General features: G+C 48.7%; 13 protein-coding genes, 2 tRNA genes and 3 rRNA genes. 6 read left to right on the plus strand and 12 right to left on the minus strand.

Translation table 11 applies throughout. The features are described from left to right. Window positions 1–94 precede the first annotated feature (94 nt). Together ACZ45B_RS12665 and ACZ45B_RS12670 are read left to right on the plus strand one after the other, a co-directional pair. The gene (locus tag ACZ45B_RS12665; protein WP_024546636.1) at window positions 95–559 is read left to right on the plus strand and encodes a hypothetical protein; all 465 of its coding nucleotides are present in this window, start codon (window positions 95–97) and stop codon (window positions 557–559) included. Window positions 560–595: 36 nt separating this feature from the next. Beyond that, window positions 596–1156 (plus strand): glutathione S-transferase family protein, encoded by a 561-nt coding sequence (locus ACZ45B_RS12670; RefSeq protein WP_024546635.1) that lies wholly within the window; start codon window positions 596–598, stop codon window positions 1154–1156. Window positions 1157–1247: 91 nt separating this feature from the next. Here ACZ45B_RS12670 and ACZ45B_RS12675 read toward each other — a convergent pair whose 3' ends face one another. From ACZ45B_RS12675 to ACZ45B_RS12685, 3 genes are all read right to left on the minus strand, one after another. Further along, the gene (locus ACZ45B_RS12675) at window positions 1248–1385 is read right to left on the minus strand and encodes a photosystem II reaction center protein K (protein ID WP_012308371.1); all 138 of its coding nucleotides are present in this window, start codon (window positions 1383–1385) and stop codon (window positions 1248–1250) included. Between the two features lie 26 nt (window positions 1386–1411). Then, window positions 1412–2548 (minus strand): tRNA guanosine(34) transglycosylase Tgt, encoded by a 1137-nt coding sequence (gene tgt / locus ACZ45B_RS12680; RefSeq protein ID WP_024546634.1) that lies wholly within the window; start codon window positions 2546–2548, stop codon window positions 1412–1414. 84 nt (window positions 2549–2632) lie between these two features. Beyond that, the gene (locus tag ACZ45B_RS12685) at window positions 2633–3085 is read right to left on the minus strand and encodes a hypothetical protein (protein WP_024546633.1); all 453 of its coding nucleotides are present in this window, start codon (window positions 3083–3085) and stop codon (window positions 2633–2635) included. Window positions 3086–3375: 290 nt separating this feature from the next. On the opposite strand from ACZ45B_RS12685, the gene cobS reads away from it, so the two are divergent. Then, window positions 3376–4164 (plus strand): adenosylcobinamide-GDP ribazoletransferase, encoded by a 789-nt coding sequence (gene cobS, locus ACZ45B_RS12690; RefSeq protein WP_024546632.1) that lies wholly within the window; start codon window positions 3376–3378, stop codon window positions 4162–4164. Here cobS and ACZ45B_RS12695 read toward each other — a convergent pair. The 7 genes from ACZ45B_RS12695 to ACZ45B_RS12725 all read right to left on the minus strand — a co-directional run bounded on the left by ACZ45B_RS12695 (window position 4144) and on the right by ACZ45B_RS12725 (window position 12025). Further along, window positions 4144–4581, minus strand: coding sequence for a PPC domain-containing protein (locus ACZ45B_RS12695; RefSeq protein WP_024546631.1), 438 nt, complete (start codon window positions 4579–4581; stop codon window positions 4144–4146). The genes cobS and ACZ45B_RS12695 overlap by 21 nt on opposite strands. 140 nt (window positions 4582–4721) lie before the next feature. Continuing rightward, a 5S ribosomal RNA gene (gene rrf / locus ACZ45B_RS12700) occupies window positions 4722–4839 on the minus strand. A 74-nt stretch (window positions 4840–4913) separates the two neighbouring features. Beyond that, window positions 4914–7736, minus strand: a 23S ribosomal RNA gene (locus ACZ45B_RS12705). Between the two features lie 199 nt (window positions 7737–7935). Next, a tRNA-Ala gene (locus ACZ45B_RS12710) sits at window positions 7936–8011 on the minus strand. Window positions 8012–8050: 39 nt separating this feature from the next. Further along, window positions 8051–8124: transfer RNA gene (locus tag ACZ45B_RS12715), tRNA-Ile, on the minus strand. A 121-nt stretch (window positions 8125–8245) separates the two neighbouring features. Then, window positions 8246–9736, minus strand: a 16S ribosomal RNA gene (locus tag ACZ45B_RS12720). Together the 16S, 23S and 5S rRNA genes with 2 tRNA genes alongside form the textbook arrangement of a ribosomal RNA operon. Before the next feature lie 537 nt (window positions 9737–10273). Then, entirely contained in the window at window positions 10274–12025 is a 1752-nt protein-coding gene (locus tag ACZ45B_RS12725) for an ABC transporter ATP-binding protein (protein WP_024546791.1), read from the minus strand. A 172-nt stretch (window positions 12026–12197) separates the two neighbouring features. On the opposite strand from ACZ45B_RS12725, the gene ACZ45B_RS12730 reads away from it, so the two are divergent. Next, entirely contained in the window at window positions 12198–13337 is a 1140-nt protein-coding gene (locus ACZ45B_RS12730; RefSeq protein ID WP_024546792.1) for an anhydro-N-acetylmuramic acid kinase, read from the plus strand. Here ACZ45B_RS12730 and ACZ45B_RS12735 read toward each other — a convergent pair. Further along, window positions 13331–14248: a histone deacetylase family protein gene (locus ACZ45B_RS12735; RefSeq protein ID WP_024546793.1), complete on the minus strand. Its 918-nt coding sequence runs from the start codon at window positions 14246–14248 to the stop codon at window positions 13331–13333. The two genes, ACZ45B_RS12730 and ACZ45B_RS12735, sit on opposite strands and share 7 nt — an antisense overlap. A gap of 43 nt (window positions 14249–14291) precedes the next feature. Here ACZ45B_RS12735 and ACZ45B_RS12740 point away from each other — a divergent pair, with 43 nt between their 5' ends. Next, the gene (locus ACZ45B_RS12740) at window positions 14292–14636 is read left to right on the plus strand and encodes a hypothetical protein (protein WP_024546794.1); all 345 of its coding nucleotides are present in this window, start codon (window positions 14292–14294) and stop codon (window positions 14634–14636) included. Here the strand turns inward: ACZ45B_RS12740 and ACZ45B_RS12745 are convergent. Further along, window positions 14633–15601, minus strand: a complete 969-nt coding sequence (locus tag ACZ45B_RS12745) for a Gfo/Idh/MocA family protein (protein ID WP_024546795.1) — start codon at window positions 15599–15601, stop codon at window positions 14633–14635. The two genes, ACZ45B_RS12740 and ACZ45B_RS12745, sit on opposite strands and share 4 nt — an antisense overlap. 115 nt (window positions 15602–15716) lie before the next feature. Between ACZ45B_RS12745 and ACZ45B_RS12750 the strand changes: the two genes are divergently transcribed. Next, a complete protein-coding gene (locus ACZ45B_RS12750; RefSeq protein WP_024546796.1) occupies window positions 15717–16010 on the plus strand; it encodes a ferredoxin in 294 nt (97 codons plus the stop codon). The last annotated feature ends 245 nt before the right edge of the window (window positions 16011–16255 follow it).

The following is a 16255-nucleotide window of genomic DNA, read 5'->3' on the forward strand; positions in this document are numbered from 1 at the left end:
TAAAGAATCCTTTCTTTCTTTCTCTCCTAATCAATCCCGTTGTTAGGATCAATGGGAAAAATAATATTTATTTTTAAAATAAGTAAAAATCTCTATGTCTACCCTACAAAATTTCTTTCAGACCTATGCCCTAGCAAATCATGATTATTGTGTATTTGGGGTGGCCACTTGCTTTGTACGAGCAGAAGGAGAAGTACAAGAAATAAGTGTCCTTGAACCCATCCCCTCAGCCGCCCTCGAAGCACTCCTCAAAGGCATTCCTACTTCTTACCGTTTAGCCCAAGCTTTAAGCCTCGATGAGATTTTGACAACCCAAGGCATTAAAATTCCGAGCGCCTTTGGTGAGAATGTACAGATTCCCGATGATTTCCCCGAACGAACGGCAGCGGCTGCCCGTACCTATAAACGCCGTCCTGAAGCCCAGACTTATATTTCCCTCGGAGAAATCTATCAGCAGTTTAACCACTCCACGGCGAAGAAGCGGGTACTCAATCAGGTTAATATCGTCAGTGCTGAGGACAACGTCAAGCAACATGCTTACACCCATACTGTCCTTTAAGTCATTTCGTTCGCGTCCATAAACTTTGGATAAATTATGCTGAAACTCTATGGAGGGGCACGTAGTCGGGCCTCAATTGTCCGCTGGTACCTTGAAGAACTAGGGGCAGACTATGAATTTGTGCTGCTAGATATGCAAAAGGGTGAACACCAACAACCAGATTTCTTGGGGCTCAACCCCTTTGGCAAAGTTCCGGTGATCACTGATGGTGATTTTACCCTTGCAGAATCAGGGGCGATTTTGCTCTATTTGGCAGAAAAATTTGGTCAACTGCCGAAGGAGCCGGAAGGAAAGGCGATCGCCTACCAATGGGTCTTGTTTGCCAATTCAACCTTGGCGATGGGTTTGACCCCTTCCGAAAATCGCCATGCGGTGATGGCTCGCTATTTACAGCCCCTCAATGAGATGCTCCAAAAATCGCCCTATCTGCTAGGAGCCAACTTTACCGTGGCGGATGTCGCTGTGGGTTCTCTCCTCGCCTATATTCCATTGATGTTCCAGGATGTGGATTTGAGTGTTTATCCCAGCATCCAAGCCTACCTTCAGCGCCTGGGCGATCGCCCCGCCTTTCAAAAAGCAATTATGAATCGCCCCTAAATTCTGTTACATTTCGTCACCAAAAATAACAAAAGCATCCCCTAGGGGATGCTTTCTTCTGTACTCTTTTGAGTTGTTTGGGAATAGCGATTTATTTAAAACCGACCGCTGCCTGCCAGACAAACGCGAGCAGTAAGAAGAACAAAGGAATGAGGGGCAAAACATCCACGAGGGGATCGAAAATCGAGTAGGCCTCAGGTAGTTTCGCAAGTAATAATGCCGCTTCCATATATTTCCTTGTTGAACTGATTTTTCTTATGGTTTGCAGTCAATCCTAGCATGAGTTGGTTCGGGTTCTAGCCATTCACCGAATTCTTCGACAAAGCGATCACTTAAAATTGACGCCCGAATTCGTACTGTAAATTGAATTAATTCTGTAACGTTGTGTAAAGAAAGAAGCATGTAAGCTAACATTTCTTTAGCTTTAATTAAATGGTGTAAATAGGCTCGCGAAAAATTCTGGCAAGTGTAGCAGGGGCACGTTTCATCTAAGGGCCGAAAATCTTCTTTAAACTGCGCATTTTTTAAATTCCAGCGGTCACCTCTAACCAGGGCAGCTCCATGGCGACCTAAGCGTGTCGGGATTACGCAGTCAAACACATCAATTCCAGCGGCGATCGCCTGGGCCATTTCTCGATAAGTCCCCACCCCCATCAGATAGCGAATTTTGTTCTGAGGCAATAGCGGTGCTGTATGTTGTACCACCTTGCGGATATTTTCCGGCGATTCCCCCACACTGACCCCACCAATGGCATAGCCGGGCAAATCGAGCTTTGTTAAATCTGCCGCTGCTTGCGATCGCAGATCGAGGAAAATTCCCCCTTGAACGATGCCAAATAGCGCTTGATCATCCCGTTGATGAGCTTGAATACAACGCTCTAACCAGCGATAAGTCCTCGCAGTGGCTGCTTCCACCGCCTCCCGGCCCGCATCCCCTGGTGGGCATTCATCAAAGGCCATAATCACATCCGCCCCCAAGGCATTTTGAATTTGAATTGAACGCTCTGGGGTCATATCGATCAAGCGGCCATCCTTAGGCGATCGAAACACAACCCCCTCTTCCCGAATTTTGCGCATTTCACTGAGACTAAAAACCTGAAAACCGCCTGAATCGGTCAAAATAGGCTTATCCCAGGCCATAAATTTATGCAGTCCCCCTGCTTTTTGCACAATATCTTCCCCAGGCTGCAGGTGGAGGTGATACGTATTGGACAGCACCATATGGGCCTGGGCCTGGTTTAAATGATCTGGTGTAATTCCTTTCACATTCGCTAGGGTCCCCACTGGCATAAACCGCGGTGTTTCTACAATGCCATGGGGCGTCTGAAAGACTCCTACCCGGGCTTTTGTTTGGGGACATTCTTTTTGGAGCGAAAAATGAAAATGACTCACAGAAAACTTTCCGAATGGTTCAATAAAAATGAAAAACGAGGGTGATGAACCCCCGCCTATTCTACCGACTTCAGGAAACAGAACCTAGAAATTAAAATGTTCATCATCCAGATGGACATCCCAACGGGCAGAGAGAACCTGAGTCACCATTTCTTCTAGGGTGCTCTCCTGGACAATCTTTTCGGTCAGTGGGCCAGCTTGAGGATGCTCAACGGGATCTAGACGTAATATTCGATTGTCTTGCACCAACTCAAAATAGGTTTTTCCCGCTTCTGCTTGTTTTAGGACTAAGTAGTCAAAACTATGCAAATTGAGATAAAGGGACTGATTGACTACCAAGGTCGCCTGTTGCTCATCGTCAAATACTTCTACGATCCAACCTTCGCCCTGTTCTTTGACTTCACCATCAAGGCAATGGTCATAGCGAACCCATGTCAGATCTTGAAGAAGACGCTTGATGTCACTCTTGTTCACAAGAATGCCGGTAGAAACCACGCAGGGAGCAGGCAGAGAAGGAGGATGACATTGATGACTCATGGGAATTAATTAAGGGCAAACAAAAAGATGACAAACTGAAAGACAATAATCCATAATCTGACGTGGGCACAGCCAGTGAGTGAGCACCATCACATGAGGATGAGCCTATGCGATTGTCATTTCACTTGTAAAAAAGCTAGCGGCCAAGGGGAAGGACCGTCATTTTACAGCGTTGCCTTGGTGTTCTGGCGGCGGATGTTCATTAACGGTTTCCAATGCCTCGCCATAATCTTAGCTTAAGGTTTGAATTTTGACATCTACAGATTGCCAATCTTGGTCTCCCAAAATCTATGATTCGTTTTTTTTCTAGTCTGGTGCAATGGTGGCGATCACTATTGGGAGCGATCATTTTTTACACGGTTATACCAATCCCCCAAATTTTTCGGCCGAGCTTTATCCGTATCGCCCGGTGGTGTCCTTGGATCGGTTTGGGGTTGGGAGCTCTTTTGAGTGGTACTTTCTGGGGATTAAGTTATGTAGGCACTCCTTCTCTACTCACCGCGACAAGCACCGTTGCTCTCTGGGTCAGTTTAACGGGAGGGTTGCATCTTGATGGGGCGATGGATAGCGCCGATGGCCTTGCTGTTCCTGACCCCCAAAAGCGCCTTGTCGTGATGGCTGATAGTGTATCTGGAGCTTTTGGCGTAATGGCCGGGGTTCTAATTCTTTTACTTAAAGTGGCAGCTCTTGAAGGTTTTAATGTGGGTAGTTATTGGTTGATTTTGACGATACCTGCTTGGGGACGCTGGGCCCAAGTGATGGCGATCGCCTTTTATCCCTATCTCAAAGCCGAAGGGAAGGGAGCGTTCCATCGCAAGCATTTTAAGCTTTATCCAGATTTTTGGTGGAGCATCTTTCCCCTATTGATATTGTTGGGTATTACTTATTTTGTGCTTCCTTTGGCCCAGTGGTTAATTTGGCTTCTCAGTAATTTTTGTTCTTGCTTTTGGGCGATCACCATCTGCCATTGGTTTGCAAAAAAATTCAAAGGACACACAGGTGATACCTATGGCGCCACAGTGGAATGGACAGAGGTTTTTTCTCTAATCAGTGCGTCTCTATTCGCGAACTGGTTGTAGACGAGTCACCTTCAAAGAAAAATTTCCACTACCCGTCTCACCAAAAGCCCTTACTCGCACAGTATATTTTCCAGGTTCGTTAATTCGAACAAACAGTAACGAGTTTGTTGTGCCATCTGGAGCATCGTCGTTTTCTGCAATGGTCGAGCCATCTTCCGTAAGCAGTTGTACAATTGTATCAAAATCATTTGAAATCAAGTCAATGGCAACTTGATCCCCAGCCTGGAGATTAACAACATAATCGCGAGCAAACCCACCTTCTCCTGTGGGGATATCACGCTCAGAGAGGCGTTCATTAATTTCTTGTCCTGAGCGAATGCTAACAGGTCGGTACATCTCTTCATTGGCGATCGCCCGACTAGTAGTAGCAAGTACAGCCAAACATCCAAACACACAACTCCAGTAGATTCGCTTCATCCAATTACCTAACTATTTATTCAAATTCTACTTCTACATAATAGGTAAAGAGAAAAAATAAAGCCCTCTACCAGTAAAGGGAGGGCTTGCAAGAAAAATAAAGAAGAAGAATAAGGTATTCAGTTTTAAATAAGAGAGAAGCTTGGCATTGGACTATTTTCCCGGCAGGCTACCCCACAGGTATCGTCGCCGCTATAGCGTTTCACATCTGAGTTCGGGATGGAATCAGTGTGGTTCCACTATGCTAGAAACACCAAGCAGTGGTGTGTATTCACACCCTCAAGACTGTACAAAATCTCTATTAGTTTATCGAAATCTTTCGTCTAACCATCAAGGACAAGCCCTCGGTCTGTTAGGACATCTCGGCTTCACATGTTGCCACGCTTCCACCTAATGCCTATTAACGGGTGTTCTTCCCGTGACCTTACTGGATTAACTCCATGAGAGCACTCATCTTGAGGTGGGCTTCCCACTTAGATGCTTTCAGCGGTTATCCGCTCCGCACTTGGCTACCCTGCGTTTACCGTTGGCACGATAACAGGTACACCAGCGGTGCGTCCTTCCCGGTCCTCTCGTACTAAGGAAGAATCCTCTCAATGCTCTTGCGCCTGCACCGGATATGGACCGAACTGTCTCACGACGTTCTGAACCCAGCTCACGTACCGCTTTAATGGGCGAACAGCCCAACCCTTGGGACCTACTTCAGCCCCAGGTTGCGATGAGCCGACATCGAGGTGCCAAACCTCCCCGTCGATGTGAACTCTTGGGGGAGATCAGCCTGTTATCCCTAGAGTAACTTTTATCCGTTGAGCGACGGCCCTTCCACGCAGCGCCGTCGGATCACTAAAACCGACTTTCGTCCCTGCTTGACTTGTAAGTCTCGCAGTCAAGCTTCCTTATGCTTTTGCACTCAATGGCTGATTTCCAACCAGCCTGAGGAAACCTTTGTGCGCCTCCGTTATCATTTAGGAGGCGACCGCCCCAGTCAAACTGCCCACCTGATACTGTCCTTTCACCGGATTCACGGTTTAAAGTTAGAATTCTAGCCTTGTTAGAGTGGTATCTCACCATTGACTCCATTACCCCCACAAGGGTAATCTCAACGTCTCCCACCTATCCTGCGCAAACAAAGCCCGAACCCAATACCAAGCTACAGTAAAGCTTCATAGGGTCTTTCTGTCCAGGTGCAGGTAGTCCGTATCTTCACAGACAATCCTATTTCGCCGAGCCTCTCTCCGAGACAGTGCCCAGATCGTTACGCCTTTCGTGCGGGTCGGAACTTACCCGACAAGGAATTTCGCTACCTTAGGACCGTTATAGTTACGGCCGCCGTTCACCGGGGCTTCAGTCGTCAGCTTCGCCGAAGCTAACCAACTTCCTTAACCTTCCGGCACTGGGCAGGCGTCAGCCCCTATACATCCTCTTACGAGTTGGCAGAGACCTGTGTTTTTGGTAAACAGTCGCCTGGGCCTCTTCACTGCGACCAGCTCTCGCTGGCACTCCTTATCCCAAAGTTACGGAGCAATTTTGCCGAGTTCCTTAGAGAGAGTTACCTCGCGCCCCTCGGTATACTCTACCACCCCACCTGTGTCGGTTTCGGGTACGGGTCCTATGCTTTCAACACACAACTAGCTTTTCTAGGCACTATCCTTAACTACGCGGAAACCGTGGTTTCCTCCCAATCCATTCAGGGTGTAGCTATCTTTCATGCGTCATAGTTGTGCTCCCACATAAGAGTTGAGGAATATTAACCTCATGTCCATCGACTACGCCTTTCGGCCTCGCCTTAGGTCCCGACTAACCCTCCGCGGACGAGCCTTCCGGAGGAACCCTTGGGGTTTCGGGGTATGTGATTCTCACACATATTTTCGCTACTTAAGCCGACATTCTCACTTCTATACAGTCCACACCTGCTTGCCGCTAATGCTTCACACCATATAGAACGCTCCCCTACCGATAGTATCGATAGATATTATCCCGCAGCTTCGGTAACTTGCTTAGCCCCGTTCATTTTCGGCGCAGGAGCGCTTGACCAGTGAGCTATTACGCACTCTTTCAAGGATTGCTGCTTCTAGGCAAACCTCCTGGTTGTCTATGCACTCCCACCTCCTTTATCACTTAGCAAGTATTTTGGGACCTTAGCTGGCGGTCTGGGCTGTTTCCCTCTCGACGATGAAGCTTATCCCCCACCGTCTTACTGGTTGCTTTTTATACAGTATTCTTAGTTTGTCTCACTTTGGTACCGCTCTCGCAGCCCGCAGCGAAACAGTGCTTTACCCCTGTATAAGCTTTATCAACCGCTGCGCCTAAACACATTTCGGGGAGAACCAGCTAGCTCCGGGTTCGATTGGCATTTCACCCCTAACCACAGCTCATCCGCTCCTTTTTCAACAGAAGTCGGTTCGGACCTCCACTTGGTATTACCCAAGCTTCATCCTGGCCATGGTTAGATCACCCGGGTTCGGGTCTACAAACTGTGACTAACGCCCTATTCAGACTCGTTTTCACTTTGGCTTCGGCTTTTCACCTTAACCTGCCACAGCCTGTAAGTCGCCGGCTCATTCTTCAACAGGCACACGGTCAGACGTTGAATCGTCCTCCCATTGCTTGTAGGCTAACGGTTTCATGTTCTATTTCACTCCCCTCCCGGGGTTCTTTTCACCTTTCCCTCGCGGTACTTTTACACTATCGGTCACACAGTAGTATTTAGCCTTACGAGGTGGTCCTCGCTGATTCAACCGGAATTTCACGTGCTCCGGCCTACTCGGGATACAGTTAGGCTACTTTGATTTTCGATTACAGGACTTTCACCTTCTCTGGTGTAGCTTTCAACTACTTCATCTAATCTCTATAGTCCACATTACTGTCCCACAACCCCAACCACCTAAGCAGTTGGTTTAGGCTCTTCCCGCTTCGCTCGCCGCTACTAAGGGAATCGATTTTTCTTTCTCTTCCTTCAGCTACTAAGATGTTTCAATTCGCTGAGTTGGCTCATACCATCCTATATATTCAGATGGCTGTATTAAGGGTTGCCCCATTCGGAAATCTCCGGCTCAATGCTCGCTTCCAGCTCCCCGGAGTGTATCGTCGGTAACCACGTCCTTCTTCGCCTCTGTGTGCCTAGGTATCCACCGTTAGCCCTTTGTAGCTTGACCTTTTTAAGGTCAGACTGGCTATTTTGGATTGTTTGTACTTTTCGTACTTTCCTACCTAGCAATTTCGACTATCTAATATTATTTTGTACAGTTTTCAAGGTGCTTTGCTGAAATCTCTTTCAGCATTCAACAACATCTAATACTTGCTTTCCAAGCTATGGTGTTGATGCTAAATTCGTTTCATTATTTTTCGGGGTCTTGGTGGAGGTAAGCGGACTCGAACCGCTGACATCCTGCTTGCAAAGCAGGCGCTCTACCAACTGAGCTATACCCCCATTGACATCAACAATTGATGATTACCAACGGTTGATAAGTGGGCCATCCTGGACTTGAACCAGGGACCTCACCCTTATCAGGGGTGCGCTCTAACCACCTGAGCTAATAGCCCATTTCCACGAACCTAAATTTGAAAGTGACTTCCGTTTCTCCCCCTCGCACGACCTTCGAGATGACCTTACTGCGTTCTATTTGCTGATTGCTTTCAAACTTCAGTAGGTTAGGTCTCCCTAAAAGGAGGTGATCCAGCCACACCTTCCGGTACGGCTACCTTGTTACGACTTCACCCCAGTCACTAGCACTGCCTTCGGCGCCCTCCTCCGCGAACGGTTAGAGTAACGACTTCGGGCATTGCCAGCTTCCATGGTGTGACGGGCGGTGTGTACAAGGCCCGGGAACGGATTCACCGCAGTATGCTGACCTGCGATTACTAGCGATTCCTCCTTCATGCAGGCGAGTTGCAGCCTGCAATCTGAACTGAGGCCGGGTTTGATGAGATTCGCTTGCCCTCGCGGGGTTGCTGCCCTTTGTCCCGACCATTGTAGTACGTGTGTAGCCCAAAATGTAAGGGGCATGATGACTTGACGTCATCCCCACCTTCCTCCGAGTTGTCCCCGGCAGTCTCCCTAGAGTGCCCAACTTAATGCTGGCAACTAAGGACGAGGGTTGCGCTCGTTGCGGGACTTAACCCAACATCTCACGACACGAGCTGACGACAGCCATGCACCACCTGTCTCCATGTTCCCGAAGGCACTCCCGCCTCTCGGCAGGATTCATGGGATGTCAAATCTTGGTAAGGTTCTTCGCGTTGCATCGAATTAAACCACATACTCCACCGCTTGTGCGGGCCCCCGTCAATTCCTTTGAGTTTCACACTTGCGTGCGTACTCCCCAGGCGGGATACTTAACGCGTTAGCTTCGGCACTGTCCGGGTCGATACAGACAACGCCTAGTATCCATCGTTTACGGCCAAGACTACAGGGGTATCTAATCCCTTTCGCTACCTTGGCTTTCGTCCCTCAGTGTCAGTTACGGTCCAGTAGAGCGCTTTCGCCACCGGTGTTCTTCCCAATATCTACGCATTTCACCGCTACACTGGGAATTCCCTCTACCCCTACCGCACTCTAGTTCAACAGTTTCCACCGCCTCTCCGCAGTTAAGCTGCGGGCTTTGACAGCAGACTTGCTGAACCACCTACGGACTCTTTACGCCCAATAATTCCGGATAACGCTTGCACCCTCCGTATTACCGCGGCTGCTGGCACGGAGTTAGCCGGTGCTTATTCCTCAAGTACCGTCATTTTGTTCTTCCTTGAGAAAAGAGGTTTACAATCCAAAGACCTTCCTCCCTCACGCGGTATTGCTCCGTCAGGCTTTCGCCCATTGCGGAAAATTCCCCACTGCTGCCTCCCGTAGGAGTCTGGGCCGTGTCTCAGTCCCAGTGTGGCTGCTCATCCTCTCAGACCAGCTACTGATCGTCGCCTTGGTAGGCTCTTACCCCACCAACTAGCTAATCAGACGCGAGCTCATCTTCAGGCCAAAAAAGATTTCACCTCTCGGCATATCGGGTATTAGCAGTCGTTTCCAACTGTTGTCCCCGTCCTGAAGGCAGATTCTCACGCGTTACTCACCCGTCCGCCACTAAGTCCGAAGACTTCGTTCGACTTGCATGTGTTAGGCATACCGCCAGCGTTCATCCTGAGCCAGGATCAAACTCTCCATAGTAGATTCGTTACTCATTCCCTAAGGAACTTTCATTCACCTTTTTAAGAGATATTTTTTTAAGGCTCTCTTTATCCTTAACTAAGCTCCTCGGTATCGATTGTTTCAATCTCAACCGACTCACTTGTTATAATCTTGTTAAAACAAGGGGGCGGATAGTCACTTTCAAATTCTATTTATTTGTCTCGGTTCGGGGCGGCGGTTCAGTGCGTCTCTCTCAACCGCGCTTAACTATATTAACCAGACATCCTGGAGATGTCAACACCTTTTTTAAAAGTTTTTTCCTTCTTGATAAAGAAAATGCTTGGAACACAAGCGGGGTAAGACTTTGGGGGATTTAAAAAAAACTCTGCGTGGGCTTGAGTTGAGGCTCTTTTTAGGAGATTTTGAAGCAAACTAGTAAATAAATACTTTCTATGAAAGCTCTTTATATTTACTTCAAAGCCTCCTGCTTTGTGTAAGCGATGGAGGCTTTGTTTGTTTTGCAGTTTTTGCAAGCCAGGATTTGAAGACCAATATCCCTGCCATTTATTGAATTGCTTAATTCAAAATTTCGGCGAGTTGGTTCTGCTCCCAAAGCTTTCTATACAGTCCAGGTTGAGTAAGAAGTTCTTCATGGATGCCAGTTTGGATAATTTTGCCGTGATCCATCACGAAGATACGATCGCCTTTTGCGGCGGCAGAAAGTTGGTGGGTGATAAAGATGACGGTTTTTTTCTGGGGGCCGTGGGAAAGATATTCCAGAATCTCAGTGGCAGTTCTGTTATCAACACTAGAAAGGGCATCATCCAGAATCAGCACAGGGGCATCGATCATAAAGGCCCTGGCGAGGGAGCTGCGCTGGCGTTGGCCGCCGGAAAGGGTAATCCCCCGTTCACCAACCATGGTGTTGTACTGCTTGGGAAAATTGAGAATTTCGCTGTGAATCTGGGCTTGTTTGGCAGAGTCTTCGATTTCGGGTTGATCGCTGCCCGGAAGACCATAGGCGATGTTGTCGCGGATTTGGCTACTGAAGAGGAAGCTCTCTTGAGGAACGTAGGCGATCGCCCGGCGTAAATCCTCTAGGCGTAGATCAGTAATATCCTGGCCATCGAGGAACAGCTGACCGGGTTCAATATCGATTAACCGGGGAAAAGCATTGGCCAGGGTTGACTTCCCAGCACCGATGGAGCCGACGATTGCGATGGTTTCCCCTGGATAGATAGTGAAATTCAGGTGATCTAAGGCTGGGCGATCGCCACTGGGATAGGTGAAAGAAAGGTTTTGAGCCGTGAGTTCCCCTCTAACGGTGGCAAGATTTAGGGGTTGGGCAGCAATGCTGTCTTTAATTTGGGGTTGATTTTCGAGAATTGCCTCGATCCGGTCAATGCTCACTTCCCCCCGCTGATAAGAGGTAATAGTGAAACCCAGCAGTGCTGTGGGGAATACCAATCGTTCTACCAAGAGAATTAAGGCAATAAAGTTACCAACGCTGAGTTCATCGGCGGCGATCGCCCTCGTCCCAAAAGCCAGTAAAACGAGGAGACTAATATAGGAAATCCCTTCGATCACAGGGAAAAGCAGATTGCGAGTGAAGGCCAGACCGAGATTTGCTTTCAGGAGCTTTTGGTTACGGTGATCGAATGCTTGGCGTTCATTTGTTTCCTGGGCATAGATTTTAATCAGAGAAATGCCGCTCATGTCTTCTTGAATCAACTGACTGAGTTCAGATAATTCTTCCTGCACATCTTTCTGTTCGTCCCGCAGACGCCCACTAAAGAGCTGCACCGTTAATAGCATGGCTGGATAAACGGCGATCGCCATCACACTGAGCTTGGCATGGAGCGACAACATCACCGGTAACGTCAGCCCATAGGCAAAAATCGTATTCGCTAAACTGAGCACCGAAAAACCCAACAGACGGCGCACATTGTCTACATCGCTGGTGGCCCGGTTAATTAAATCTCCAGAAGACTGGTTAGCAAAATAGGCTGGCTCTAGGGTAAGGAGATGCTGGAAAATTTTTTGCTTTAGATCAAATTCCACCTGACGACCCACGCCGAAAATCGCAATGCGGGACAGCATCCGAAACACCCACATTACCGAGGCAAGGATCAGCATTAACAGTACAGCGCGGGTCAAGGGCACTAAACCAACATCTGTCTGCAATGAATCGACGGTATCGCTCAAGATAATGGGGATATACACCCCTAAAGCATTAACGAGTACAAGAGTCCCGATCCCGAACCAAACATCCCGTTGATAGGGTTTAAGATAGGCCAGCAGTCGGCGCAGGCGAGAAGAAGCAGCCATAGAATATAAATTTGAAAAGCATAGACAATTCCTTATATTGTGACTGATTCTCCACCGGGCTTTTGGGAAATTGCCAATGCCGAAGTGCGACAAAACCCTTGCCAACAACGATCATGGAAGATAATTTGCCCATAAGGCGATCGCCTAAATCACCAAAATTGAGGGATATCCTATGCATGTTATTGGTCTAATGAGCGGCACGTCAGTAGATGGTATTGATGCGGCATTAGTGGACATTCAAGGGGAGCCAGAGCATTTACAAGTAGAACTCCTCGGTTTTGCCACCTATCCCTATCAAGCCGAGCTGCGGCAAAAAATCCTCGCGGTTTGTGCCGGTGCGCCCCTCAGCGCCCTTGAATTTGCTGCCTTAGATGATCACATTGCCCAGAGTTTTGCCGCCGCTGCCTTACAACTTCAGGAACGTTATGGCCCCGCAGCGTTAATCGGCTCCCATGGCCAAACCATCTTTCACCGGCCCCCCCAAGATAATTTAGGCTTGAGCTGGCAACTGGGTCGCGGTGAGGCGATCGCCCAACAAACGGGTATTAGAACTGTCAGCAACTTCCGGCGGGCAGACCTCGCAGCCGGAGGACAAGGAGCGCCCCTAGTCCCGAAAGTAGATGCTTATCTCTTAGCTCACCCCACAAAACACCGCTGTATCCAAAATCTGGGGGGCATTGGCAATGTCACCTATCTACCACCAAAAAATCAACCCGATTGGGAAAACCGAGTCATCGGTTGGGATACAGGCCCAGGAAATGTTTTATTAGATTTAGCCATTCAAAAATTAACTGCCGGGCAGCAAGCCTATGATCAAGATGGAATTTGGGCTTCTCAGGGCACGCCCCATTTGGATTTAGTTCAACGGTGGCTAACAGACCCCTTCATTGAGCAACTGCCACCAAAATCCACGGGCCGGGAATATTTTGGTGTAGATTTCCTGGAAAAATGTTGGCAAGATGCGCAGAAATTACGGTTAACAGAAGCTGATTGGCTGGCCAGTCTGACCGAATTCACCGCTCTAACGGTGCAGCGCAATTATGAGTTATTTCTCCCCCAACTGCCCGATGAAATTTTCTTGGGTGGGGGCGGTTGCCGCAATAGCTATCTGCGGCAGCGTTTACAGCTAGCCTTTGGGAATCGGATCCCCGTCAACAGCACCGATGCCCTTGGTCTAAACCACGATGCCAAAGAGGCGATCGCCTTCGCGGTGTTGGCTTACTGGCGCGTTAACGAGTTTCCCGGGAATCTACCGAAAGTTACAGGGGCCAGATCTGCCGTTTTACTCGGCGAAATCCATCATCCCTACTGAACAAAGGGTTCTAGGGTTGCGACCACCGAATCAGCTAAGGCTTGCAGATGATAACCGCCTTCGAGGGCAAACACAATCGGGCAATGCAACTGCTGGCAAAATTCACTAAAAGTTCTATAGTCCCTGGGCTGGAGATTCATGCTCGCCAAGGGATCTTTGGCATTGGCATCATAACCGGCGCTGACGATCAACAGATCTGGCTGAAAACTGTTGAGACGGGGCAAAATTACCTGCTGAAATTTTTCGGCATAAACATCACCGCCGGTGCCTGACCGGAGGGGAATATTCAAAATGTTTTGGTGCTGACCTTGGTCATGGGCCTGACCTGTGCCGGGATAGGCTGGATCCTGATGGAGTGAACAGTAAAAAATAGCTGGGTTCTGTTCCACTAAAAATTCCGTGCCATTGCCATGGTGCACATCCCAATCAAGGATCGCCACTTTTTGCATTCCCGGCAGCGTCAGGGCATAGTGGGCAGCGATCGCCACATTACTCAATAGACAAAAGCCCATCCCAGTGGTGCGAGTGGCATGGTGGCCGGGAGGCCGCACCAGGGCAAATACCGGCTCCTGGGTTTTGCAAGCGAGATCGACGCCATCCAAACAAGCATTGACAGCTAACAAGGCGATCGCAAAACTTTTCGGTGAAACGAGAGTATCGAGATCCCAATGGCCGCCACCGGATTCGGCTAATTTTTGGATTTGCCGTAGATAGTATTCCCCATGACATTGATGCACCCAGGGGAGCGGATTCCGTCGGGCGATCGCCGTTGGTTCATGCCAGATGATTTGTTTAGCCCAGGGGACTGCCTTAAGAGCGGCAGTAATTGCTTCCAGTCGACGGGGGCTTTCGGGATGACCACGACCCGTGTCATGGCCGAGAAACTGCGCCGAATAAATGACATGGATCATAGAGACCTCCGCTACACTAAAGAGTTGTTAGGCAAAAATAATAATGAAAGTTCTCGGTAAGGTGCTGGGTCTGGGTCTCATTCTCTTGGGAATCTATTTTCTCGGTAAAAATATTTTCTTCACAACCGGCGGCTATGGATATTCTTGGCTGCGTGGCATAAAAGCTGATGTTGCCGTGTTTACCTTAACTGGTGGTTTAGTTTCCCTTTTTACGCTCCCGAAAGAAAGCCGGATTTTTGGTTGGATTTTGATCGGGGCATCTATTGTATTAATCATTGCAGGCGGCCGCGCCGTCCTCCGCCCCACCAGTTTCTGGGAAGTATTTATCTCGTTTCTTTCCATGGTATCTGGCTATCAACTGCTCAGAACGGGTCGCATTGAATTTTAGGATTCCATATCTACTGCCATCGCCGTCTGTTGAATTTGGGTCGCAATGTGCAGGGCATACAAACTGGTTTCTGGCTGAATATAAAGAGGTTTTCCTTCACTGAGATAGTCCAGTACGGCCACCGTATCTTGCAGAAAAACACCGCGCCGACTACCGGCATCAAGGGGCGTTTGGGTTTCTCCCAGGGTCAAGGTGCCTTGGTTGCCGATAAATTCTAATGTGCCTTTTTCTCCATAGAGACTCAGACGGCGATCGCCTGCGGGAATTAAACTGCCTTTGCCATAGGTGAGGTGGGCGATCGCGCCCGTTTCAAAAGTTAGTTGCGCCGTACAAAGACAGTTTTGGTAATAGCCAGATAAATCAGCGGGGACAAAATTCGCGCTGCCTGTCACCGTTGTCACAGGGCCGAATAAATCAACCAGCCGACTCACCCGCGACAGGGCTGCCACAAACGGAAAGCCATAGTCGGCATGGTTATAAGTCCAGTGGGGTAGGGTTTTTGCCTTGGGTGCAAGGGTGAAATAGTGCCCATAGGTGAGGGTTCCCAACTGCGGTAGGATGCGCCGGACCGTTTGGTGCAGTCCCCCCAATAGCTCGATATGTTCCACATGGAGTAAAAGCTGCTTCTCTTTAGCCAACTGGATTAGGGCTGCTGCCTCAGCGGGATCTAAAGCCAGGGGATATTCCACCACCACATGTTTCCCCGATTCCAAAGCGGCGCGGGCGATCGTCCCATGGAGACGGTTAATCGTGCAGACAATGACTAAATCCAAATCATCCCGCTGGACTAAATCTTCCCAACGGGCGATCGCCTCCAGGTGATATTTGGCGGCGAACTGCTCTCGGGCGGCTTGATGTTGTCCGGCGATCGCCTTTACCTCAGCCCGGCCATCTTTTAAAAACGCCTCTGCCCGTCGCTGGGCCGCATAGCCCGTCCCCACAATGCCCACTTGAAATTTTTTCATGACTTTAGCCAAAAAACCTCGATGCCCCCCTCACCACCAGTGAGGTATTTTCCCCAGGCCCCCAAACGGGTTTAATGGGGAATGAAAACCCTAGTTGCTCAATTAGATTAGCGCAATGGCAAGTTACGACGTTACCCTCAAAACCCCCGATGGAGAATACACCATCAGCGTTCCCGATGACATGTACATCCTAGACGAAGCTGAAAATCAAGGCATCGACATTCCTTACTCTTGCCGGGCTGGGGCTTGTTCGAGCTGTGCCGGAAAAATGGTTTCTGGCACCGTTGACCAGAGCGACCAAAATTTCCTTACCCCCGAACAGGTGGAAGCGGGCTATGTGCTCACCTGCATTGCTTATCCCACTTCCAACTGTGTGATCGAAACCCATAAGGAAGAAGATCTTTACTAAATGGGCGATTCAAAGGCGATCGCATAAGTATTCCTGATGCAGCTTTTGGGAATAATGACAAAGGAAGATAACCGTATTTCATGACTTAAGCCATCGGATTATTAGGCCTTGTAAGCCATAGAGATTCATCTATTGCCTTGATTTTTAGGTCTTTCAAAAATATAACGTAGGCTTATGTAAAGTTTATGGACTAACTTCATTCCTAATGCGACATTGCTTCGCTTTTGTTTTCCCTTATCATCAGA

It is taken from the genome of Picosynechococcus sp. NKBG15041c, assembly GCF_055380235.1.